This is a genomic window from Pseudolysinimonas sp. 10J20-29 (assembly GCF_055809595.1).
The window spans coordinates 2,176,955-2,196,986 of the sequence record NZ_CM147917.1 but is presented as its reverse complement, the minus strand read 5'-3'; the positions used below and the strand labels follow the sequence as shown (position 1 = coordinate 2,196,986).

33 protein-coding genes and 1 pseudogene are annotated in these 20,032 nt (G+C 67.4%); 33 read left to right on the top strand and 1 reads right to left on the bottom strand.

Features of this window, described 5'->3' with window-relative positions; all coding sequences use genetic code 11:
* The first annotated feature begins 5 nt into the window (after positions 1-5).
* The 32 genes and pseudogenes from rplD to AC0L6Y_RS10505 all read left to right on the top strand — a co-directional run bounded on the left by rplD (position 6) and on the right by AC0L6Y_RS10505 (position 18,996).
* Complete coding sequence (rplD, locus tag AC0L6Y_RS10660) at positions 6-659, top strand: 50S ribosomal protein L4 (protein ID WP_473552140.1); 654 nt, start codon at positions 6-8, stop codon at positions 657-659.
* Positions 656-955, top strand: coding sequence for a 50S ribosomal protein L23 (gene rplW, locus AC0L6Y_RS10655; RefSeq protein WP_294178368.1), 300 nt, complete (start codon positions 656-658; stop codon positions 953-955). The genes rplD and rplW overlap by 4 nt, the downstream gene beginning before the upstream one ends.
* Before the next feature lie 17 nt (positions 956-972).
* On the top strand, positions 973-1,812 hold the full coding sequence (gene rplB / locus AC0L6Y_RS10650; RefSeq protein ID WP_473552137.1) for a 50S ribosomal protein L2: 840 nt from the start codon (positions 973-975) through the stop codon (positions 1,810-1,812).
* A gap of 12 nt (positions 1,813-1,824) precedes the next feature.
* Positions 1,825-2,106 (top strand): 30S ribosomal protein S19, encoded by a 282-nt coding sequence (rpsS, locus tag AC0L6Y_RS10645; RefSeq protein WP_294178366.1) that lies wholly within the window; start codon positions 1,825-1,827, stop codon positions 2,104-2,106.
* A complete protein-coding gene (rplV, locus tag AC0L6Y_RS10640; RefSeq protein WP_473552135.1) occupies positions 2,106-2,504 on the top strand; it encodes a 50S ribosomal protein L22 in 399 nt (132 codons plus the stop codon). The genes rpsS and rplV overlap by 1 nt, the downstream gene beginning before the upstream one ends.
* The gene (gene rpsC, locus AC0L6Y_RS10635; protein ID WP_294178363.1) at positions 2,504-3,265 is read left to right on the top strand and encodes a 30S ribosomal protein S3; all 762 of its coding nucleotides are present in this window, start codon (positions 2,504-2,506) and stop codon (positions 3,263-3,265) included. Before rplV ends, rpsC begins: the two co-directional genes overlap by 1 nt.
* A 2-nt stretch (positions 3,266-3,267) precedes the next feature.
* Complete coding sequence (gene rplP / locus AC0L6Y_RS10630) at positions 3,268-3,687, top strand: 50S ribosomal protein L16 (protein ID WP_294178362.1); 420 nt, start codon at positions 3,268-3,270, stop codon at positions 3,685-3,687.
* Positions 3,687-4,022 (top strand): 50S ribosomal protein L29, encoded by a 336-nt coding sequence (gene rpmC / locus AC0L6Y_RS10625; RefSeq protein WP_473552132.1) that lies wholly within the window; start codon positions 3,687-3,689, stop codon positions 4,020-4,022. The genes rplP and rpmC overlap by 1 nt, the downstream gene beginning before the upstream one ends.
* Positions 4,022-4,339: a 30S ribosomal protein S17 gene (rpsQ, locus tag AC0L6Y_RS10620; protein WP_294178360.1), complete on the top strand. Its 318-nt coding sequence runs from the start codon at positions 4,022-4,024 to the stop codon at positions 4,337-4,339. The genes rpmC and rpsQ overlap by 1 nt, the downstream gene beginning before the upstream one ends.
* Positions 4,340-4,342: 3 nt before the next feature.
* Positions 4,343-4,711: a 50S ribosomal protein L14 gene (gene rplN, locus AC0L6Y_RS10615; RefSeq protein ID WP_473552129.1), complete on the top strand. Its 369-nt coding sequence runs from the start codon at positions 4,343-4,345 to the stop codon at positions 4,709-4,711.
* Positions 4,712-4,713: 2 nt separating this feature from the next.
* Positions 4,714-5,076: a 50S ribosomal protein L24 gene (gene rplX / locus AC0L6Y_RS10610; RefSeq protein WP_294178356.1), complete on the top strand. Its 363-nt coding sequence runs from the start codon at positions 4,714-4,716 to the stop codon at positions 5,074-5,076.
* On the top strand, positions 5,076-5,660 hold the full coding sequence (gene rplE / locus AC0L6Y_RS10605) for a 50S ribosomal protein L5 (protein WP_473552125.1): 585 nt from the start codon (positions 5,076-5,078) through the stop codon (positions 5,658-5,660). The genes rplX and rplE overlap by 1 nt, the downstream gene beginning before the upstream one ends.
* A 109-nt stretch (positions 5,661-5,769) precedes the next feature.
* Positions 5,770-6,168 carry a 30S ribosomal protein S8 gene (gene rpsH / locus AC0L6Y_RS10600; protein WP_473552124.1) on the top strand — a complete coding sequence of 133 codons (399 nt, stop codon included), beginning with the start codon at positions 5,770-5,772 and terminating at the stop codon, positions 6,166-6,168.
* A 6-nt stretch (positions 6,169-6,174) separates the two neighbouring features.
* Positions 6,175-6,711 carry a 50S ribosomal protein L6 gene (gene rplF, locus AC0L6Y_RS10595; protein ID WP_473552121.1) on the top strand — a complete coding sequence of 179 codons (537 nt, stop codon included), beginning with the start codon at positions 6,175-6,177 and terminating at the stop codon, positions 6,709-6,711.
* Positions 6,712-6,713: 2 nt separating this feature from the next.
* Positions 6,714-7,088: a 50S ribosomal protein L18 gene (gene rplR / locus AC0L6Y_RS10590; protein WP_294178426.1), complete on the top strand. Its 375-nt coding sequence runs from the start codon at positions 6,714-6,716 to the stop codon at positions 7,086-7,088.
* A gap of 32 nt (positions 7,089-7,120) precedes the next feature.
* Positions 7,121-7,804 carry a 30S ribosomal protein S5 gene (gene rpsE / locus AC0L6Y_RS10585; protein WP_473558460.1) on the top strand — a complete coding sequence of 228 codons (684 nt, stop codon included), beginning with the start codon at positions 7,121-7,123 and terminating at the stop codon, positions 7,802-7,804.
* A complete protein-coding gene (rpmD, locus tag AC0L6Y_RS10580) occupies positions 7,804-7,989 on the top strand; it encodes a 50S ribosomal protein L30 (protein ID WP_271119459.1) in 186 nt (61 codons plus the stop codon). Before rpsE ends, rpmD begins: the two co-directional genes overlap by 1 nt.
* Entirely contained in the window at positions 7,989-8,765 is a 777-nt protein-coding gene (gene rplO / locus AC0L6Y_RS10575; RefSeq protein WP_473552118.1) for a 50S ribosomal protein L15, read from the top strand. Before rpmD ends, rplO begins: the two co-directional genes overlap by 1 nt.
* A gap of 86 nt (positions 8,766-8,851) precedes the next feature.
* Complete coding sequence (gene secY, locus AC0L6Y_RS10570; protein WP_473552115.1) at positions 8,852-10,174, top strand: preprotein translocase subunit SecY; 1,323 nt, start codon at positions 8,852-8,854, stop codon at positions 10,172-10,174.
* Positions 10,171-10,755 (top strand): adenylate kinase, encoded by a 585-nt coding sequence (locus AC0L6Y_RS10565; protein ID WP_473552112.1) that lies wholly within the window; start codon positions 10,171-10,173, stop codon positions 10,753-10,755. The genes secY and AC0L6Y_RS10565 overlap by 4 nt, the downstream gene beginning before the upstream one ends.
* Positions 10,756-10,910: 155 nt before the next feature.
* Complete coding sequence (gene infA / locus AC0L6Y_RS10560) at positions 10,911-11,132, top strand: translation initiation factor IF-1 (RefSeq protein ID WP_066056559.1); 222 nt, start codon at positions 10,911-10,913, stop codon at positions 11,130-11,132.
* A 66-nt stretch (positions 11,133-11,198) separates the two neighbouring features.
* Positions 11,199-11,315, top strand: a complete 117-nt coding sequence (gene rpmJ / locus AC0L6Y_RS10555) for a 50S ribosomal protein L36 (protein ID WP_055821300.1) — start codon at positions 11,199-11,201, stop codon at positions 11,313-11,315.
* A 130-nt stretch (positions 11,316-11,445) separates the two neighbouring features.
* Positions 11,446-11,826, top strand: coding sequence for a 30S ribosomal protein S13 (gene rpsM / locus AC0L6Y_RS10550; protein ID WP_294178336.1), 381 nt, complete (start codon positions 11,446-11,448; stop codon positions 11,824-11,826).
* Positions 11,826-12,225 (top strand): annotated as a pseudogene (gene rpsK / locus AC0L6Y_RS10545) (30S ribosomal protein S11). The gene rpsM and the pseudogene rpsK overlap by 1 nt, the downstream one beginning before the upstream one ends.
* 185 nt (positions 12,226-12,410) lie before the next feature.
* Positions 12,411-13,403 carry a DNA-directed RNA polymerase subunit alpha gene (locus tag AC0L6Y_RS10540; protein ID WP_473552109.1) on the top strand — a complete coding sequence of 331 codons (993 nt, stop codon included), beginning with the start codon at positions 12,411-12,413 and terminating at the stop codon, positions 13,401-13,403.
* A gap of 48 nt (positions 13,404-13,451) precedes the next feature.
* Positions 13,452-13,943 carry a 50S ribosomal protein L17 gene (gene rplQ / locus AC0L6Y_RS10535; protein WP_473552107.1) on the top strand — a complete coding sequence of 164 codons (492 nt, stop codon included), beginning with the start codon at positions 13,452-13,454 and terminating at the stop codon, positions 13,941-13,943.
* Between the two features lie 88 nt (positions 13,944-14,031).
* Positions 14,032-15,051: a GNAT family N-acetyltransferase gene (locus AC0L6Y_RS10530; protein ID WP_473552105.1), complete on the top strand. Its 1,020-nt coding sequence runs from the start codon at positions 14,032-14,034 to the stop codon at positions 15,049-15,051.
* Between the two features lie 52 nt (positions 15,052-15,103).
* Complete coding sequence (truA, locus tag AC0L6Y_RS10525; protein ID WP_473552101.1) at positions 15,104-15,997, top strand: tRNA pseudouridine(38-40) synthase TruA; 894 nt, start codon at positions 15,104-15,106, stop codon at positions 15,995-15,997.
* A gap of 165 nt (positions 15,998-16,162) precedes the next feature.
* Positions 16,163-16,609, top strand: coding sequence for a 50S ribosomal protein L13 (gene rplM / locus AC0L6Y_RS10520; protein WP_473552098.1), 447 nt, complete (start codon positions 16,163-16,165; stop codon positions 16,607-16,609).
* 34 nt (positions 16,610-16,643) lie between these two features.
* The gene (gene rpsI / locus AC0L6Y_RS10515) at positions 16,644-17,132 is read left to right on the top strand and encodes a 30S ribosomal protein S9 (RefSeq protein ID WP_473552096.1); all 489 of its coding nucleotides are present in this window, start codon (positions 16,644-16,646) and stop codon (positions 17,130-17,132) included.
* A gap of 21 nt (positions 17,133-17,153) precedes the next feature.
* A complete protein-coding gene (gene glmM, locus AC0L6Y_RS10510; RefSeq protein ID WP_473552095.1) occupies positions 17,154-18,527 on the top strand; it encodes a phosphoglucosamine mutase in 1,374 nt (457 codons plus the stop codon).
* A gap of 28 nt (positions 18,528-18,555) precedes the next feature.
* Positions 18,556-18,996 (top strand): nitroreductase family deazaflavin-dependent oxidoreductase, encoded by a 441-nt coding sequence (locus AC0L6Y_RS10505; protein WP_473552092.1) that lies wholly within the window; start codon positions 18,556-18,558, stop codon positions 18,994-18,996.
* A gap of 45 nt (positions 18,997-19,041) precedes the next feature.
* On the opposite strand, the gene AC0L6Y_RS10500 is transcribed toward AC0L6Y_RS10505, so the two are convergent.
* A complete protein-coding gene (locus AC0L6Y_RS10500) occupies positions 19,042-19,602 on the bottom strand; it encodes an RBBP9/YdeN family alpha/beta hydrolase (protein ID WP_473552091.1) in 561 nt (186 codons plus the stop codon).
* A 60-nt stretch (positions 19,603-19,662) separates the two neighbouring features.
* On the opposite strand from AC0L6Y_RS10500, the gene AC0L6Y_RS10495 reads away from it, so the two are divergent.
* Positions 19,663-20,013, top strand: coding sequence for a MerR family transcriptional regulator (locus tag AC0L6Y_RS10495; protein WP_473552087.1), 351 nt, complete (start codon positions 19,663-19,665; stop codon positions 20,011-20,013).
* Positions 20,014-20,032 lie beyond the last annotated feature (19 nt).

The window sequence follows — 20,032 nt, the reverse complement described above, 5'->3', positions numbered from 1 at the left end:
TCGTCATGGCTAACACCACTGTCGACGTCATCGACGCGAAGGGAAAGAAGTCCGGCTCGGTTGAGCTGCCCGCTTCGATCTTCGACGTCCAGACCAACGTTCCGCTGATCCACCAGGTGGTGACCGCGCAGCTCGCGGCCGCCCGCCAGGGAACGCACAAGGTCAAGGGTCGCGGCGAGGTGTCGGGTTCCGGCACCAAGCCCTTCAAGCAGAAGGGCACCGGCCGTGCTCGTCAGGGCTCGATCCGCATGCCGCAGCACCGCGGCGGTGGCATCGTCCACGGACCGGTCCCGCGTGACTACTCGCAGCGCACCCCCAAGAAGATGATCGCCGCGGCTCTGCTCGGCGTCATCTCGGACCGTGCGCGCGGCGAGCGTCTGCACGTCGTCGAGAGCTTCGGCCTCGCCGAGCTGCCCAGCACCAAGACCGCCATCTCGCTGCTCACGCAGGTCGCGACGAGCAAGAACGTGCTCGTCGTGCTCGAGCGCAGCGACGAGGTCAGCGCGAAGAGCGTGCGGAACCTAAACAACGTGCACGTGCTGTTCGCGGACCAGCTCAACGCCTACGACGTGGTCGTCAGCGACGACATCGTCTTCACCAAGGGTGCCTTCGAGTCGTTCGTCGCCTCGAAGTCGAACAAGGAAGAGGCCAGCGCATGAGCGGCTACAACAAGGACCCGCGCGACATCATCCTCGCGCCCGTCGTGAGCGAGAAGAGCTACAGCCTGATCGATGACGGGAAGTACACCTTCGAGGTGGACCCCCGCTCGAACAAGACCGAGATCAAGCTCGCCATCGAAAAGATCTTCAACGTGAAGGTCGCCTCGGTGAACACCCTCAACCGCAACGGCAAGACCCGTCGTACGCGTTTCGGTGCCGGTAAGCGCAAGGACACCAAGCGCGCGATCGTCACCCTCAAGTCCGGTTCGATCGACATCTTCACGGCTGTCGGCTAGGACCTCAGGAGACCATCATGGCAATTCGCAAGTACAAGCCGACGACCCCCGGTCGTCGTGGCTCGTCGGTCGCCGATTTCGCGGAGATCACGCGCTCGACGCCCGAGAAGTCGCTCGTTCGCCCGCTGCCCAAGACGGGTGGCCGCAACAACACCGGACGCATCACCACGCGTCACATCGGTGGCGGTCACAAGCGTCAGTACCGACTCATCGACTTCCGTCGCAATGACAAGGACGGCGTCGACGCGAAGGTCGCGCACATCGAGTACGACCCGAACCGCACGGCGCGCATCGCGCTCCTGCACTTCGTGGACGGCACCAAGCGCTACATCCTCGCGCCGAACAAGCTGTCGCAGGGCGACATCGTCGAGTCGGGTCCCTCGGCTGACATCAAGCCCGGCAACAACCTGCCGCTGAAGAACATCCCGGTCGGTACCGTCATCCACGCGATCGAGCTGCGCCCCGGTGGCGGAGCGAAGATGGCCCGTTCGGCTGGTGCCTCGGTCCGTCTCGTCGCCAAGGACGGCCCCTACGCCCAGCTGCGTCTGCCCTCGGGCGAGATCCGCAACGTCGACCTGCGCTGCCGCGCGACGATCGGCGAGGTCGGCAACGCCGAGCAGTCGAACATCAACTGGGGCAAGGCCGGCCGTCTGCGCTGGAAGGGCGTCCGCCCGACCGTCCGTGGTGTCGCCATGAACCCGATCGACCACCCGCACGGTGGTGGTGAGGGCAAGACCTCCGGTGGACGCCACCCGGTCAGCCCGTGGGGTCAGAAGGAAGGCCGTACGCGCCATCCGAACAAGGAAAGCGACAAGCTCATCGTCCGTCGTCGTACCGTCGGCAAGAAGCGCAAGTAGAGGTAGAAGAAGATGCCGCGCAGTCTCAAGAAGGGTCCCTTCGTCGACGACCACCTGTTCCGCAAGGTCCAGGTCCAGAACGATGCAGGCTCCAAGAACGTGATCAAGACCTGGTCGCGCCGTTCGATGATCGTCCCCGCCATGCTGGGACACACCATCGCCGTGCACGACGGTCGCAAGCACATCCCGGTCTTCGTGACCGAGACCATGGTCGGGCACAAGCTCGGCGAGTTCGCGCCCACCCGCACTTTCCGTGGGCACGAGAAGGACGACAAGAAGGGACGGCGTCGCTGATGGTTGAGTCGATCGCCCGCGTGAAGCACATTCGCGTCACGCCCATGAAGGCTCGTCGCATCGTGGACATCATCCGCGGCAAGCAGGCTCAGGAGGCTCTCGCCATCCTGAAGTTCGCCCCGCAGAGCGCCAGCGAGCCGATCTACAAGCTCGTGGCCTCGGCCATGGCTAACGCACGTGTGAAGGCGGATGCCTCGAACACCTTCCTCGACGAGCAGGACCTGGTCATCGCCAAGGCCTACGTCGACGAGGGAACCACGCTCAAGCGCTTCCGCCCGCGTGCCCAGGGCCGCGCCTTCAAGATCCTGAAGCGCACGAGCCACATCACCGTCGTGCTGGCGACGCCGGACGAGCTCGTCTCGAACGCAGCGCCGAAGCAGAAGGCAGGGAAGAAGTAATGGGCCAGAAGGTCAACCCGTACGGTTTCCGTCTCGGCATCACCACCGACCACGTGTCGCGCTGGTTCGCCGACTCGACCAAGCCCGGTCAGCGCTACGCCGACTTCGTGGCCGAGGACATCAAGATCCGCAACCTGCTCAAGACGAGCCTGGACCGCGCTGGTGTTGCTCGCATCGAGATCGAGCGCACCCGTGACCGCGTGCGTGTGGACATCCACACCGCGCGTCCCGGCATCGTGATCGGTCGCCGCGGCGCCGAGGCCGAGCGCATCCGCGCCGACCTCGAGAAGCTCACCAAGAAGCAGATCCAGCTCAACATCCTCGAGGTGAAGAACCCCGAGGCCGAGGCTCAGCTGGTCGCGCAGGGAATCGCCGAGCAGCTTTCTGCTCGTGTCGCCTTCCGTCGCGCGATGCGCAAGGGTCTGCAGGGCGCTCAGCGCGCCGGCGCCAAGGGTGTTCGCATCCAGGTGTCGGGTCGTCTGGGTGGCGCCGAAATGAGCCGCTCGGAGTTCTACCGCGAGGGTCGTGTGCCGCTGCACACGCTGCGCGCGAACATCGACTACGGCTTCTACGAGGCCCGTACCACCTTTGGTCGCATCGGCGTCAAGGTGTGGATCTACAAGGGCGACATCACCAACAAGGAACTTGCTCGCGAGCAGGCGGCTCAGAAGTCGTCGCGCCCCGAGCGTCGTGACGGCGGCCCGCGCGGCCGTGGCCCCCGTGCCGAAGCCGCGCCCGCCACCGCAGGAGCCGAGGCGTAATCATGCTTATTCCCCGCAAGGTCAAGTACCGCAAGCAGCACCACCCCGGCCGTGACGGCCAGGCCACCGGTGGCACCAAGGTGTCGTTCGGTGACTACGGGATCCAGGCGCTGACTCCCGCGTACGTCACCAACCGTCAGATCGAGTCCGCTCGTATCGCTATGACCCGTCACATCAAGCGTGGTGGAAAGGTGTGGATCAACATCTACCCCGACCGTCCGCTGACGAAGAAGCCGGCCGAAACCCGCATGGGTTCCGGTAAGGGTTCGCCGGAGTGGTGGGTCGCCAACGTCAAGCCGGGTCGCGTCCTCTTCGAGGTCGCCGGCGTTGACGAGGAGCTCGCCCGTGAGGCGCTGCTCCGTGCAATTCACAAGCTGCCCCTCAAGGCACGCATCATCAAGCGCGAGGAGGGCGACGCGTAATGGCCGTCGGATCCAAGGAGCTCGCCCCGATCGAGCTCGACACCTATGAAGACGAGCGACTCGTCGAAGAGCTGAAGAAGGCCAAGGAAGAGCTGTTCAACCTGCGCTTCCAGTCGGCCACCGGTCAGCTCGAAAGCCACGGACGCCTGCGTGCCGTGAAGCGCGACATCGCTCGCATCTACACCGTCATCCGTGAGCGCGAGCTCGGCATCCGGGCCACGCCCGCGCCGATCGAGGCTCCCGCGAAGGCGCCCAAGAAGTCCGCCAAGAAGTCGGAGGCCGCTGAGGCTCCCGAGGTCGAGGCTGCTGACACCGCCGAGGAGGCGAGCAAGTAATGGCACAGGTCAAGAAGGCCGAGGCCGGACACGAGTCCGCCGCCCACGACGTTCGCGACGAGAGCGCGCGCGGCTACCGCAAGGTGCGCCGCGGCTACGTGACGAGCGACAAGATGAACAAGACCATCGTGGTTGAGGTCGAGGACCGCGTGAAGCACCCGCTTTACGGCAAGGTCATCCGCCGCACCTCGAAGATCAAGGCTCACGACGAGAACAACACTGCCGGCATCGGCGACCTCGTCACGATCACGGAGACTCGCCCGCTGAGCGCGACCAAGCGCTGGCGTCTGGTCGAGATCAACGAGAAGGCGAAGTAAGCCATGCTGCAGCAAGAATCTCGAGTCAAGGTCGCCGACAACACCGGCGCCAAGGAGCTCCTGACGATTCGCGTGCTCGGTGGTTCCGGCCGTCGCTACGCCGGTCTCGGCGATGTCATCGTCGCGACCGTCAAGGACGCGATCCCGGGCGGCAACGTCAAGAAGGGCGACGTCGTCAAGGCCGTCATCGTGCGCACCGTCAAGCAGACGCGTCGTCCCGATGGCTCCTACATCAAGTTTGACGAGAACGCCGCCGTCATCCTGAAGGCTGATGGGGACCCCCGTGGAACCCGCATCTTCGGACCGGTCGGCCGCGAACTGCGCGACAAGAAGTTCATGAAGATCATCTCGCTCGCGCCGGAGGTGCTCTAACTATGGGCCGCAACATCAAGAAGGGCGACCTCGTCCAGATCATCAGCGGTCCCTCGCAGGACCGCGGCGGTGACCGGGGCAAGCAGGGTCGCGTGATCGAGGTTCTCTCCGAGAAGAACCGCGTCATCGTCGAGGGCGTCAACTACGTCACGAAGCACGTCAAGGTCGGGCAGTCGCAGCGCGGCACCAAGACCGGCGGCATCGAGACGCACGAGGCGCCGATCCACATCTCGAATGTGGCACTCGTCGACCCCAAGACCAAGACGCCGACCCGCGTCGGTTTCCGTGAGGAGACCGTCGAGAAGGACGGCGTCAAGAAGACCGTTCGCGTGCGCTACGCGAAGAAGTCCGGAGAAGTGATCTGATGGCCGCGACGACTGAGGCTGGCACAATCCAGCCCCGACTCAAGTCGAAGTACCGCACGGAGATCGTCAAGACTCTCAGCGAAGAGTTCGGGTACACCAACCCGCACCAGGTTCCTGGTCTTGTCAAGATCGTCGTCAACACCGGTGTCGGTGAAGCCGCGCGCGACTCGAAGGTGATCGAGGGGGCCATCAAGGACCTCACGCTCATCACGGGTCAGAAGCCGCAGGTGACGCTCGCCCGCAAGTCGATCGCGCAGTTCAAGCTGCGTGAGGGCATGCCGATCGGCGCCCACGTGACGCTGCGCGGCGACCGTGCCTGGGAGTTCCTCGACCGCCTGCTGTCGCTCGCGCTTCCGCGCATCCGCGACTTCCGCGGCCTGAGCGCCAAGCAGTTCGACGGCAACGGCAACTACACCTTCGGTCTCTCGGAGCAGAGCATGTTCCACGAGATCGATCAGGACAAGATCGACCGCGTCCGCGGATTCGACATCACGGTCGTCACCACCGCGAAGACGGATGACGAGGGTCGCGCCCTGCTGCGCGCGCTCGGCTTCCCGTTCAAGTCGGCGGAGAACGCCCAGTAGCACCCGACGGGGCAACCGCCCCGTCGACCATCAACCAGGTCGGCATCCGGTCGGTGCTCTTGAGGAGCTAGCGGATGTCGAAACCGGCTGAACGAAGGAAACACACACAATGACGATGACAGACCCGGTCGCGGACATGCTGACCCGTCTGCGCAACGCGAACCGCGCCTACCACGACACGGTTTCGCTGCCGAACAGCAAGCTCAAGACCCACATCGCCGAGATCCTCCAGAAGGAGGGCTACATCTCCGGGTGGAAGGTCGAAGAGGCGCGCGTGGGCTCGACGCTCACGATCGACCTCAAGTACGGCCCCAACCGTGAGCGGTCGATCGCGGGCATCAAGCGCGTGTCGAAGCCCGGCCTTCGCGTGTACGCCAAGTCGACGGAGATCCCTCACGTCCTCGGCGGACTCGGCGTGGCCATCCTGTCCACCTCCTCGGGGCTCCTCACGGACCGCGAGGCGACCAAGAAGGGCGTGGGTGGGGAAGTCCTCGCCTACGTGTGGTGATCTGACATGTCGCGTATTGGACGTCTTCCCATCGACGTGCCCGCCGGCGTGACCGTGACGATCGACGGCCAGGCCGTCGCCGTCAAGGGTCCGAAGGGCGAGCTGTCGCTCACCGTCAAGAGCCCCATCGAGGTCAAGCTCGAAGAGGGCCAGGTCGTCGTGTCCCGTCCGGACGACGAGCGCGAGTCGCGTTCGCTGCACGGGCTCACCCGCACGCTGATCGCCAACCAGATCGTCGGCGTGACCGAGGGCTACTCCAAGAGCCTCGAGGTCGTCGGCACCGGTTACCGCGTCGCGTCGAAGGGCAGCTCGGTCGAGTTCGCTCTCGGCTACTCGCACTCGATCACCGTGGACCCGCCCGCCGGCATCTCGTTCGAGGTCGAGGGCAACAACAAGCTGACCGTCAAGGGCATCGACAAGCAGGCCGTTGGCGAGGTCGCGGCGAACATTCGCAAGCTGCGCAAGCCCGAGCCCTACAAGGGCAAGGGTGTGCGTTACGCCGGCGAGGTTGTTCGTCGCAAGGCCGGAAAGAGTGGTAAGTGATCATGGCTGGAATCGTCAAGCGTTCGGATTCGAAGTCCGCGCAGCGCGCCCGTCGCCACACCCGTGTGCGCAAGCGCATCGTGGGCACGGAAGAGCGTCCGCGCCTCGTCGTCACCCGCTCGGCCCGTCACGTCTTCGTGCAGGTCGTTGATGACAGCAAGGGCCACACCGTGGCCTCCGCGTCGACCCTCGAGGCGGATCTTCGCGCCTTCGACGGCGACAAGACCGCAAAGGCCCGCAAGGTCGGCGAACTCGTCGCCGAACGTGCCAAGAAGGCCGGCATCGCCGCAGTCGTGTTCGACCGCGGTGGCAACCGCTACGCAGGACGCGTGGCCGCGATCGCCGAGGGCGCTCGCGAGGGAGGGCTGGAGCTGTGACCGAGGCCACTGAAAACCAGGAGCAGAACAACGTGACCGACGAGACCACCGTCGCGGCCGGCAAGGTCGTGGAGACGGCGGCCGGGACGGCGCCGTCGACCGAGCCTCGCGAGGCTCGTCGTGGCAGCCGTGAGCGTGGACCGCGCAACGATCGCGGTGCGCGTGGCGGCCGCGAGGAGAGCCAGTTCCTCGAGCGCGTCGTCACGATCAACCGCGTGTCGAAGGTCGTCAAGGGCGGCCGTCGCTTCAGCTTCACGGCGCTCGTCGTCGTGGGCGATGGCAACGGCATGGTCGGCGTCGGCTACGGCAAGGCGCGTGAAGTGCCGCTCGCGATCAGCAAGGGCGTCGAGGAGGCGAAGAAGAACTTCTTCCGCGTCCCGCGCTCCGGCGCGACCATCCCGCACCCCGTGCAGGGTGAGGCCGCTGCCGGTGTCGTCCTGCTGCGTCCCGCCGGCCCCGGTACCGGTGTTATCGCCGGTGGTCCGGTCCGCGCGGTGCTCGAGTGCGCCGGCATCCACGACGTCCTGAGCAAGTCGCTCGGCTCGTCGAACACGATCAACATCGTTCACGCGACCGTGGAGGCGCTGCAGCAGCTCGAAGAGCCGCGCGCGGTGGCCGCACGTCGTGGCCTCGACTTCGAAGCCGTCGCTCCGGAGCGCCTCGTGCGCGCCGAGGCCGACGCTCGTGCCGCGGCAAGTGCAAAGGCAGGTTCATGATGGCTGCGCGCCTCAAGGTGACCCAGATCAAGTCCGTTATCAGCGAGAAGCAGAACCAGCGCGACACGCTGCGGAGCTTGGGCCTCAAGCGCATCGGCGACGTCGTCGTGCGTGAGGACACCCAGGCCAACCGCGGCTACGTCCGCACGGTCGCCCACCTCGTGAAGGTCGAGGAGATTGACTAATGGCTGAGGAAGACAAGAAGGAGACCGCTGCGGCGGCTCCGAAGAAGGCTCCGGCGAAGAAGGCTCCGGCCAAGGCCGCTGCCGACAAGCCGGCCGCTGAGAAGGCGCCCGCGAAGAAGGCTCCGGCCAAGACGACGGCCGCCAAGTCGACCGCCGCCAAGGCTCCGGCCAAGGCTGCCGCCGACAAGCCGGCCGCCGAGAAGGCGCCTGCGAAGAAGGCTCCGGCCAAGGCTGCTGCCGACAAGGCTCCGGCCGAGAAGGCCGCTGCTGAGAAGGCTCCGGCCAAGGCCGCGGCGAAGCCCGCTGCCAAGAAGGCTGCCGAGCCCGCCGAGGCTCGCCCGCAGATCCTGAAGGCCCACCACCTGCGTCCCGCTGCGGGCGCGAAGAAGGCCAAGACCCGCGTGGGTCGCGGTGAGGGCTCGAAGGGCAAGACCGCGGGCCGCGGAACCAAGGGCACCAAGGCGCGCTACCAGGTGGCGGCCGGGCTCGAGGGCGGAAACCTCAACTCGATCATGCGTGCGCCGAAGCTGCGCGGGTTCAAGAACCCGTTCCGCGTCGAGTACCAGGTCGTGAACCTCGAGAAGCTCGCCGAGCTCTACCCGAAGGGCGGCGACGTCACCGTCGGCGACCTCGTGGCCAAGGGCGCCGTTCGCAAGAACGAGAAGGTCAAGGTTCTCGGTGGCGGCGACATCGCCGTCAAGCTGAACGTCACGGTCGACAAGGTCTCGAGCTCCGCGGAGCAGAAGATCGTCGCCGCCGGCGGTTCGGTCAAGTAGTTTCTGACGGCGGCTCCCCGAAGTGGGGAGCCGCCGTCTCTGCGACCGGGTAAGGTCGCACTGTCCCAAAAACTTCTGGAGGCGTCGTGTTCAGTGCCGTCGCGCGGATCTTCCGCACGCCCGACCTGCGTCGCAAAATCGGGTTCACGCTCGGCATCGTCGCGCTCTTCCGCCTGGGGTCGTTCATCCCAGCGCCGTTTGTGCAGTTCGAGAACGTGCAGGCCTGTCTTGCCGGGAACTCCACTGCGGGGAGCCTGTACGACCTGGTCAACCTCTTCAGCGGCGGGGCTCTCCTGCAGCTGTCGATCTTTGCGCTCGGAATCATGCCGTACATCACGGCGTCGATCATCGTGCAGCTGCTGCGCGTGGTCATCCCTCACTTCGACACCCTCTACAAGGAGGGGCAGTCGGGTCAGGCGAAGCTCACGCAGTACACGCGCTACCTGACGATCGCGCTCGGCGTTCTGCAGTCGACCACGCTCATCACGGTCGCGCGCTCCGGTGCGCTGTTCCCGACCGGCTCGGTCGCGGAGTGCTCCGACCTCATCGCCAACGACGCCTGGTACGCGATCCTGCTCATGGTCATCACCATGACGGCCGGCACCGGCGTCATCATGTGGATGGGTGAGCTCGTCACCGAGCGCGGCATCGGCAACGGCATGTCGCTGCTGATCTTCACCTCGATCGCCGCGACGTTCCCGACCTCGCTCGGCACCATCGCCACCACGCGCGGCATCGAGATCTTCATCCTCGTGCTCGCGATCGGCGTGCTGATCATGGTCGCCGTCATCTTCGTCGAGCAGTCGCAGCGCCGCGTTCCGGTGCAGTACGCCAAGCGCATGGTCGGTCGCCGCACCTACGGCGGCAACAACACGTACATCCCGATCAAGGTCAACATGGCGGGCGTCGTGCCGGTCATCTTCGCCTCGTCGCTGCTGTACCTGCCGGCGCTCATCGCGCAGTTCAACCAGCCTGCCGCCGGCGAAGCGCCCGCGGCCTGGGTGAGCTGGATCTCGGACACGCTGACGGCCGGGGACCACCCGCTGTACATGCTCACGTACTTCCTGCTCATCGTCGGCTTCACGTACTTCTACGTCGCGATCACGTTCAACCCGGACGAGGTGGCCGACAACATGAAGAAGTACGGCGGCTTCATCCCGGGCATCCGCGCCGGGCGTCCGACGGCCGAGTACCTCGACTACGTCCTGACGCGCGTCACCCTGCCGGGCTCGATCTACCTGGGTCTCGTCGCGCTGATTCCGCTCATCGCGCTCGTGCTCGTCGGTGCCAACCAGAACTTCCCGTTCGGCGGCACGAGCATCCTGATCATGGTCGGCGTCGGCCTCGAGACGGTCAAGCAGATCGACTCGCAGCTGCAGCAGCGCCACTACGAGGGGCTGCTGAAGTGACCCGATTGCTGATCGTCGGCCCGCCGGGTGCCGGCAAGGGCACCCAGGCGGCGCGGATCGCGGAGAAGTACCGGATCCCGACGATCTCGACGGGTGACATCTTCCGCTTCAACATCGCGAATGAGACCGAGCTGGGCAAGCAGGTGAAGGCGATCGTCGACTCCGGCGACTACGTCCCCGACTCGCTGACCAACGCGCTCGTCACGGATCGTCTCAACGAGGCGGATGCCCAGGGCGGGTTCCTGCTCGACGGCTACCCCCGCACGCCCGACCAGGTGCGCTACCTGGACGAGCTCCTCGCCTCGCACGGCCACGCGCTCGACGGTGTCGTGCGGCTCGCCGCCGACCAGGAGGAGGTCGTTCGGCGTCTGCGCCAGCGCTCCATCGAGCAGGGCCGCGTCGACGACTCCGAGGAGGCCATCCGGCATCGCCAGGAGGTCTACCAGCGCGAGACGGCGCCGCTGCTCGAGATGTTCGACGAGCGCGGGCTGCTGATCGAGGTCGACGGCCTCGGCCCGATCGACGAGGTCACCGCACGGATCTTCGCCGCGCTCGACGCGCGCGATCTGGGCGCCGCGTAGCGCACAACCCTGCTCCACCCGGCATCCGTGTCGGCGTGTGGCGAAAACGCCCCCGATGGGCTAGGCTCGATCTTTGGTGCCGTGTGCCTTCGGGCGTGCCTGCATCACCCACCCACCGCACGACCAGCAGTACACACGTGAGCGCTTGAGAGGTTATGGCCAAGAAAGACGGAGTCATCGAGATCGAGGGATCGGTGGTCGAAGCTCTTCCCAACGCGATGTTTCGCGTTGAGCTGAGCAACGGACACAAGGTTCTCGCCCACATTTCGGGCAAGATGCGTCAGCACTACATCCGGATCCTTCCTGAGGACCGGGTGATCGTAGAGCTGAGCCCCTACGACCTGACTCGCGGCCGTATCGTCTACCGCTACAAGTAAGGACTGCTGGAAAGTAACGGCCGGGCACCTGACGGTGTCCGCGCACGATGACAGCGAGAGAGAACAATGAAGGTCAACCCCAGCGTCAAGCCCATCTGCGACCACTGCAAGGTCATTCGCCGCAACGGTCGCGTCATGGTCATCTGCAAGTCCAACCCGCGCCACAAGCAGCGCCAGGGCTGACACGCACAAGCTCCACAACTGAATAGCTGAATCAGCACCGTCAGAACCTCGCGAGAGGGGACACCCCGGGTCGGAGGCCCGGGCACCGACGGTGTGTCACACCTCCGAATGACTCCCAGGAGAAGCCACCATGGCACGTCTCGCCGGCGTCGACATCCCGCGCGAAAAGCGCGTGGAGGTCGCACTGACGTACATCTACGGTGTGGGGCGCACTCGCGCCCTCGCCACCCTCAAGGAAACCGGAATCTCCGGTGACATCCGCGTGAAGGATCTGACCGACGACCAGCTCGTCGCCCTTCGCGACTACATCGAGGGCACCTACAAGGTCGAGGGTGACCTGCGCCGTGAGGTTCAGGCCGACATCCGTCGCAAGGTCGAGATCGGCTCGTACGAGGGCATCCGCCACCGTCGCGGCCTTCCCGTGCGCGGACAGCGCACCAAGACCAACGCCCGCACCCGCAAGGGCCCGAAGCGCACCGTCGCCGGTAAGAAGAAGGCAGGCAAGAAGTAATGGCTACCCCGAAGTCGGCCGCGCGCAAGCCCCGCCGCAAGGAAAAGAAGAACATCGCCGTGGGCCAGGCCCACATCAAGTCGAACGTTCAACAACACCATCGTCTCGATCACCGACCCCTCGGGTGCGGTCATCGCCTGGGCCTCCGGCGGCGACGTCGGCTTCAAGGGCTCGCGCAAGTCGACCCCGTACGCGGCCGGCATGGCCGCCGAGGCGGCCGCGCGCAAGGCGCAGGAGAACGGCATGAAGAAGGTCGACGTCTTCGTGAAGGGCCCGGGTTCGGGTCGCGAGACGGCGATCCGTTCGCTGCAGTCGGCGGGCCTCGAGGTCGGCACGATCAACGATGTGACGCCTCAGGCTCACAACGGTGTTCGTCCGCCGAAGCGTCGCCGCGTCTAAGTCTCAGACGCCGCGCTGACTGGTTCACGTGGCGTGGTCGGGTGCGCTTCGCGCGCGCTGCGCACCCGGCCCACCCGCGGAATCGCGGCGCAGTTCTGACAATTCAATAACCCGGCGGCCCAGCCACCCGCCGTCTTCCCGTGAGCGTCATATGGCGGACGCTCTCGCCGAAAGGAAACACCAACGTGCTGATTGCACAGCGTCCCACTCTTTCCGAGGAGAACATCTCGGAGTTCCGTTCGCGCTTCATCATCGAGCCCCTCGAGCCCGGCTTCGGCTACACGCTCGGGAACTCGCTGCGTCGCACGCTCCTCTCGTCGATCCCCGGTGCTGCGGTCACGAGCATCCGCCTCGACGGCATCCAGCACGAGTTCTCGACCGTTCCGGGTGTGAAGGAAGACGTCGTCGAGATCGTCTTGAACATCAAGAACCTCGTCGTCTCGAGCGAGCACGACGAGCCGATCACGGCGTACCTGCGCAAGAAGGGTGCCGGCCAGGTCACGGCCGCCGACATCTCGGCGCCGGCCGGGGTCGAGATCCACAACCCCGAGCTGGTCATCGCGACGCTCAACGACAAGGCGACGTTCGACCTCGAGCTCACCATCGAGCGCGGCCGCGGCTACGTCTCGGCGACGCAGAACCGCAGCGAGTTCAGCGAAGCGGGTCAGATCCCGATCGACTCGATCTACTCGCCCGTTCTCAAGGTCACCTACCGCGTGGAGGCCACGCGTGCCGGTGAGCGCACCGACTTCGACCGCCTGGTCGTCAACGTCGAGACGAAGCCGGCGATCAGCCCGCGCGACGCGATCGCGTCCGCCGGTCGCACCCTCACCGAGCTGTTCGGTCTCGCTCGCGAGCTGAACACCGCGGCCGAGGGCATCGAGATCGGCCCGGCCCCGGCCGAAGCCGTTCTGTCGACCGAGCTCAGCATGCCGATCGAAGACCTCGACCTGTCTGTGCGCAGCTACAACTGCCTCAAGCGCGAGGGCATCAACACGGTGAGCGAGCTCGTGGCGCTCTCCGAGACGCAGCTGATGAACATCCGCAACTTCGGCCAGAAGTCGGTCGATGAGGTGAAGGACAAGCTCGTCGAGATGGGCCTTTCGCTCAAGGACAGCGTGCCCGGCTTTGACGGCGCACACTTCTACGGCGGATACGACGAGGAAGAGAACCTCTAGAGCCGGCCGCCCCGCCGCTTCTGAGCTAGGAAACCAAGGAAAAACGACATGCCTAAGCCTACGAAGGGACCCCGCCTCGGAGGCGGACCCGCCCACGAGCGTCTGCTCCTCGCGAACCTCGCGGCGGCGCTCTTCACTCACAAGAGCATCCAGACGACCGAGACGAAGGCCAAGCGCCTGCGTCCGCTCGCGGAGCGCCTCATCACGTTCGCCAAGCGCGGCGACCTGCACGCGCGCCGTCGCGTGCTGTCGATCATCTCGGACAAGGGCGTCGTGCACGAGCTCTTCACCGAGATCGCGCCGCTCGTTGCCGAGCGTGAGGGCGGCTACACCCGCATCACGAAGACCGGTTACCGCAAGGGTGACAACGCGCCGATGGCCGTGATCGAGCTCGTTCTCGAGCCCGTCACGAAGAAGGCCAAGCCGGCGAAGGCCGCGGCGGCTCCCGCCAAGGCCGAGCCCGTCGCCGAGGAAACCCCGGTCGAGGAGGCGCCCGTCGAGGACGCCCCCGCCGAGGTCGCGGAGAGCGACGAGAAGTAGTCGTCGAGAGATTCGACACGCGAAGGGGGCCCTGAGGGGCCCCCTTTGTTGTCTCGCCGCGAAGGCGACGACCGAGTAGATTCACCGCATGACGATGAGTTCGCTGCGCGAACGGCTGGGCGCGGTGGAGGCGCCGCGTCCGCCGGCCGACACGGCCGAGATCTCCTGGCGGGCCGCCACGATCGACGACGTCCCCGCGGTGCTCGCCTTCTACGGCGCCCTCGCCTCCGCCGATCACCCGGAGTGGGTCGAGACGCTCGACGAGATCGACGAGGAGTTCCGGCATCCCTGGGTGGACCTCGCCCGCGACACCCTGATCGGGGAGACCGCCGACGGATTCGTCGCGTTCGGGCATGTGATGGCGCCACCCGACCCCGAGACGATCGCCCGCTCGATCCTGTTCGGCGGCGTGCACCCGGAGCACCGCGGCCGCGGCCTGGGACGCCAGCTGCTCGCCTGGCAGCGCCAGCGCGCCCGCGAGCAGCTCGCAGCCATCGACCAGCCGATGCCGGGCTGGGTCATGGTCTACGCCGAGGAGCGGACGGCGGATGCCCGGCACCTGTTCGAGCGGGCCGGACTGCCGCTGGTGCGCTGGTTCTCGAAGCTCGAGCGCGATCTCAGCGATCCGATCCCCGAGATCGCGGTGCCGGACGGGCTGCGCTTCGAGCTCCCTCGAGATGCGGACCGTGAGGCGGTGCGCGTCGCCAAGAACGACGCCTTCCGCGATCACTGGGGCAGCCAGCCCACCTCGGCGGAGCAGTGGCTCTCGGGTTGGAGCCTGCCCACCCGCGCGGTCGACCTGTCGCTCGTGGCCTGGGACGGCGATCGTGTCGTCGGCTTCGTCGAGACTCAGGTGAACCCGGACGACTTCGAGCGCCAGGGCTATGTCGGCGGCTACGTCGCGCTCGTCGGAGTGGTGCGCGACTGGCGACGGCGCGGTGTCGCCCCGGCACTGCTGGCCGAGGTGATGCGCGCGGCGCGCGCGGCCGGGCACGAGCGGATCGCGCTCGACGTCGACAGCGAGAATCCGACGGGCGCGCTCGGGCTCTACACCGGCATGGGCTTCGTGGCGACCTCGCGCTCGGTCGCGCACGTCGAAGAGCTGTAGGCGTGAGGCGGTGCCTCGCCGCGGCGGAGCAGGCGCCGCCTAGACTCTCAGGGTGAAATTCGGAGACTCGTCGGCCACGCGCGTGCGCCTCGACCTCGCCTACGACGGCACCGACTTCCACGGCTGGGCCAAGCAGCCCGGGCTCCGCACCGTGCAGGGTGAGCTCGAGAGCGCCCTCGCGACGCTGTTCTCGCGGCACCTCCCCGCGCCGACCCTCGTCGTCGCCGGACGCACCGATGTGGGCGTGCACGCGACCGGTCAGGTGTCGCACCTCGACCTGACGCCTCCGCAGCTCGCGCGGCTTCGCATCGCGCGTCGCGGGGTCCGCTCCACCGACGACCCGGCAGTGGCGATCGGCTCGCTCACCCGACGCCTCAACGGGATCGCGGGTGCCGCGGGGGACCTCTACGTCTCGCAGGCGACGCCGGCGGACCCCGGCTTCGACGCGCGCTTCTCGGCGAGCTGGCGGCGCTACGAGTACCGGATCGCCGACGCGGTCGCCGTGAAGGACCCGCGGCTCCGGCGCTCGACGGTGTGGACCCCGGAGGAGCTGGACGTCGACCGGATGAACGAGGCGGCGACCGTGCTCCTCGGGCTCCACGACTTCGCCAGCTTCTGCAAGCCGCGCGCGGGCGCGACCACGATCCGCACGCTGGAGCACTTCGCGTGGCGCCGCGACGAGGCCGGCGTCGTGGTGGCCGAGGTTCGCGCCGACGCGTTCTGCCACAGCATGGTGCGGGCGCTCGTGGGGGCCGCCGTTGCCGCCGGAACGCGCAAGCTGGAGTCGCGTGAGGTGGCCGAGCTCCGGGACGCCGCCACCCGCACCTCCGCCTTCAAGGTGCTGCCGGCGCACGGGCTCACCCTGGTCGAGGTGGGCTACCCGAACACCGAGGAGCTCGCCGCGCGCGCCGAGCAGACCCGGGCGCGGCGGGCGCTCGAAGAGTGACCCGCACGGTGGTTTGACCGCACCCATCGAGATCGACTACGCTTGCGAAGTTGTGTCCGCATCCGCGGGCGCGACTGAGCCCTCCACCGCTGGGTTCCCCGTGATCCACGAGGAACGCACACCGGAGCGGGATTCACGAACACCTCGACAGAAAGCAGTCATTCCGTGACGCGTACGTTCAGCCCCACGCCGGCGGACATCAAGCGTGAGTGGGTCGTCATCGACGCGACCGACATCGTGCTCGGTCGTCTTGCCAGCCACGCCGCCGCGATCCTTCGTGGCAAGCACAAGCCCACCTTTGCTCCGCACATGGACATGGGTGACTTCGTGATCATCATCAACGCCGAGAAGGTGGCCCTCACCGGTCAGAAGCTCGAGAAGAAGCTCGCCTACCGCCACTCGGGGTACCCGGGCGGCCTGACCGCGACGACCTACGTGGAGATGCTCGAGAAGCACCCCACGCGCGCCGTCGAGAAGGCCATCCGCGGAATGCTTCCGAAGAACTCGCTGGGCCGCGCCCAGATCAAGAAGCTGAAGGTCTACGCCGGTGCCGAGCACCCGCACGCCGCGCAGCAGCCCAAGACCTACACCCTGACCCAGGTCGCGCAGTAGCGCCGGCCGGACGATTTCAAGGATTCACGACACCATGGCGAAGATCGAAGATTCCCTGGCCCCGGAGCTCGCCCAGAGCTACAGCACCGAGACCCCTGCCGAGGCGGCTGCGGCCCCCGTGCGCGCACCCCTCAACGTTCCCGGCGCGGCCGTCGGTCGCCGCAAGGAGGCGATCGCGCGCGTGCGCCTCGTCCCCGGCGGCGGCTCGTTCACGGTCAACGGACGCACGTTCGAGGAGTACTTCCCGAACAAGCTCCACCAGCAGCTCATCAACGACCCGTTCAAGGTCCTCGAGCTGCTCGGCAGCTACGACGTGATCGCGAAGATCACCGGCGGCGGCCCCTCGGGCCAGGCCGGTGCGCTCCGTCTCGCGATCGCCCGTGCGCTCAACGAGATCGACCGCGAGAACAACCGCCCGACGCTCAAGAAGGCGGGCTTCCTGACCCGCGACGCGCGCGTCATCGAGCGCAAGAAGGCCGGTCTCAAGAAGGCCCGCAAGGCGTCGCAGTTCTCGAAGCGCTAATCCCACCTCGGGAGGTACGCGATGTCGCGTCTCTTCGGCACTGACGGGGTCCGAGGGCTTGCCAACGGTGAGGTCATCACCGCCGGGCTCGCCCTCGGCCTCGCGCAGGCCGCCGCGGTCGTCCTGACTCAGGGACGGCACGCGGACGAGCTCAAGGCGCAGGGTCTGCGCTCGAAGGCCGTTCTGGCGCGCGATCCGCGCGTCTCCGGCGAGTTCATCGGGGCCGCGGTCGCGGCCGGGCTCGCCAGCTCCGGCATCGACGTGCTCGACGCCGGTGTGATCCCGACTCCGGCCTGCGCCTTTCTGGTCGCGGATGTCGGCGCCGACTTCGGCGTCATGGTCTCGGCCTCGCACAACCCTGCCGCCGACAACGGCATCAAGTTCTTCGCGCTCGGCGGCGTCAAGCTCCCGGACGAGGTCGAAGACCGCATCGAGCGCGCGCTCGAGCTGCCCAAGCTGACGCCGACCGGCGGCGGTGTGGGGCGCATCCGCCGCTTCTCCGACGCCGAGGACCGCTACGTCGTGCATCTGCTCGGCACGCTCGGCAAGACCCGACTCGACGGCGTGCACGTCGTCATCGACTGCGCCAACGGGGCGGCCGCGGGAATCTCGCCGCGGGTGTTCGCAGATGCCGGCGCGCAGGTCACCGTGATCGGCAGCGATCCGGACGGGCTCAACATCAACGACGGCGTCGGCTCGACGTACCTCGACACCGTGGCGGCCGCCGTGCGCGAGCACGGGGCCGACGTCGGCATCGCGCACGACGGGGATGCGGACCGCTGCCTCGCCGTGGATGCCGAGGGCAACGTCGTCGACGGCGACCAGATCATGGCGATCCTCGCGACGGCCATGCACGCGCGCGGGGAGCTCGCCGACGACACCCTCGTCGCGACGGTGATGAGCAACCTCGGGCTGCGCATCGCGATGCGCGAGCACGGCATCTCGATGATCGAGACGGCCGTCGGCGACCGCTACGTGCTCGAGGAGCTCAGCGCCCGCGGGCTCTCGCTCGGCGGCGAGCAGTCCGGGCACGTCATCTTCCGTCAGCACGCCACCACCGGGGACGGCATCCTGACCGGTCTGCAGCTGGTCGCCGAGATGGCGCGCAGCGGCAAGAGCCTGGCCGAGCTGGCGAGCGTCATGACGGTGTTCCCGCAGGTGCTCATCAACGTGCGCGGCGTCGACCGCCGCGGGCTCGCCGGCGACGCGGAGATCGCCGCCGCCGTCGCCGCCGCGGAGGCCGAGCTCGGCGAGACCGGGCGAGTGCTGCTGCGTCCGTCCGGCACCGAGCCCTTGGTTCGTGTCATGGTGGAGGCGGCCGAACAGGCCATCGCACAGCGCATCGCGGAGGACCTCGCCGAGGTCGTCCGCACCAGACTGGGCGCCGCCGGCTGACCGGCGCGTCGCCCCGACGAGGAGACCCATGCCACTGACCGGCGAGTATGCCCCCAGCACGGTCGAGTTCGCTCGCGAGCAGGCCGAGCGCTACGAGAGCTCCGGCGGAACCGAGGCCATCGAGCGTCACGGCCGCCCCGTCGTGATCCTGACGACCGTGGGCGCGAAGACCGGCAAGCTGCGCAAGACGCCGCTCATGCGGATCGAGCACGATGGCGACTACGCGGTCATCGCCTCTCTGGGTGGGGCCCCGAAGCATCCGGTCTGGTACTGGAACATCGTCGCGCATCCGCACGTGGAGCTGCAGGACGGCCCGGTGAAGAAGGACTACCGTGCGCGCGAGGTGACGGGCGAGGAGCGCGCCGCCTGGTGGGAGCGCGCCGTCGCCACCTGGCCCGACTACGACGAGTACGAGAAGAAGACCGAGCGCGTGATCCCGGTTTTCGTGCTGGAGCCGTTCGACGCCTAGCGGGACGCGCCGGCGTCGTCGGCACCCACTCGGGGATCTGCCGCATCAGCTGAGGGCGTCGTGGGCCGCAGGCAGCGCCGTGACGCCGTCGGACGCGAGGAAGTGGCCCGCACCCGGGACGATGCGAGCTGATGTCGACAACTGGCGCGCGAGGCGGTCGGTGTGCGCGACCGGCACGTACGCGTCGGCGTCGGAGCGCAGGACCGTGAGCGACGCGACGTGCTCGCGGATTCCGTCGAGCGGGACGCCGTCCCCGATGAAACCGTCGAGTTCGGGCAGCGCGGGGAGCTTGTCGATGAACCCGGCGACCAGCACGAGCGTCCCCAGCCGCCACGGGCCCGGAAGCGCCGACAGGTGCCGCAGCACGGTCAGGCAGCCGAGGCTGTGGGCGATCACGATCGTCTCGTCGTCCGGCACGCCCAGAGCGGTCATCACGGTGGCCGCCCAGCGATCCGGGTCGGGGTTCGCGGAGTCGGGCAGCGCCGGCACCTGCGTGGGGATCCCGTCGGATTCGAGCTGCTCGGCGAGCCAGCCGAACCAGTGGTCGTGGGGTGCTGCGCGGTAGCCGTGGAAGATCACGGCCCGCTTCCGGGTTGTCGATCGCATACGACGGCACGCTAGACCTTCTCGCTAGCGTGAAGGTCAAGTCCGAGGAGGGGAGAGCGGATGCTGATCAGTCAACTTGCCGCGCGCACCGGGGTCTCGGCCCGAGCGCTGCGGCACTACGAGGATCGCGGGCTGCTGATCGCGGAGCGCGATGCCAACGGGTATCGCGTGTATTCCGAGTCGGACATTCCGCGGCTGCGGCAGATCACGGCGATGATCGACGCCGGCCTGACGACGCAGGTCATCCGCCGCTACCTCGACTGCGGGCGAACGGGAGAGCACGGGGTCGAGCTCGAGATGTGCCCGGACCTTCGCGCGGAAATCGACGCGGTCGCCGAGCGGATCGATCGGCAGCGCGCCCTGCTCGACGGGACGAAGCGGCGGCTCTGCGCACTCACGTCCGCGAGCTGACCGCGTGAGCGTCGTCGAC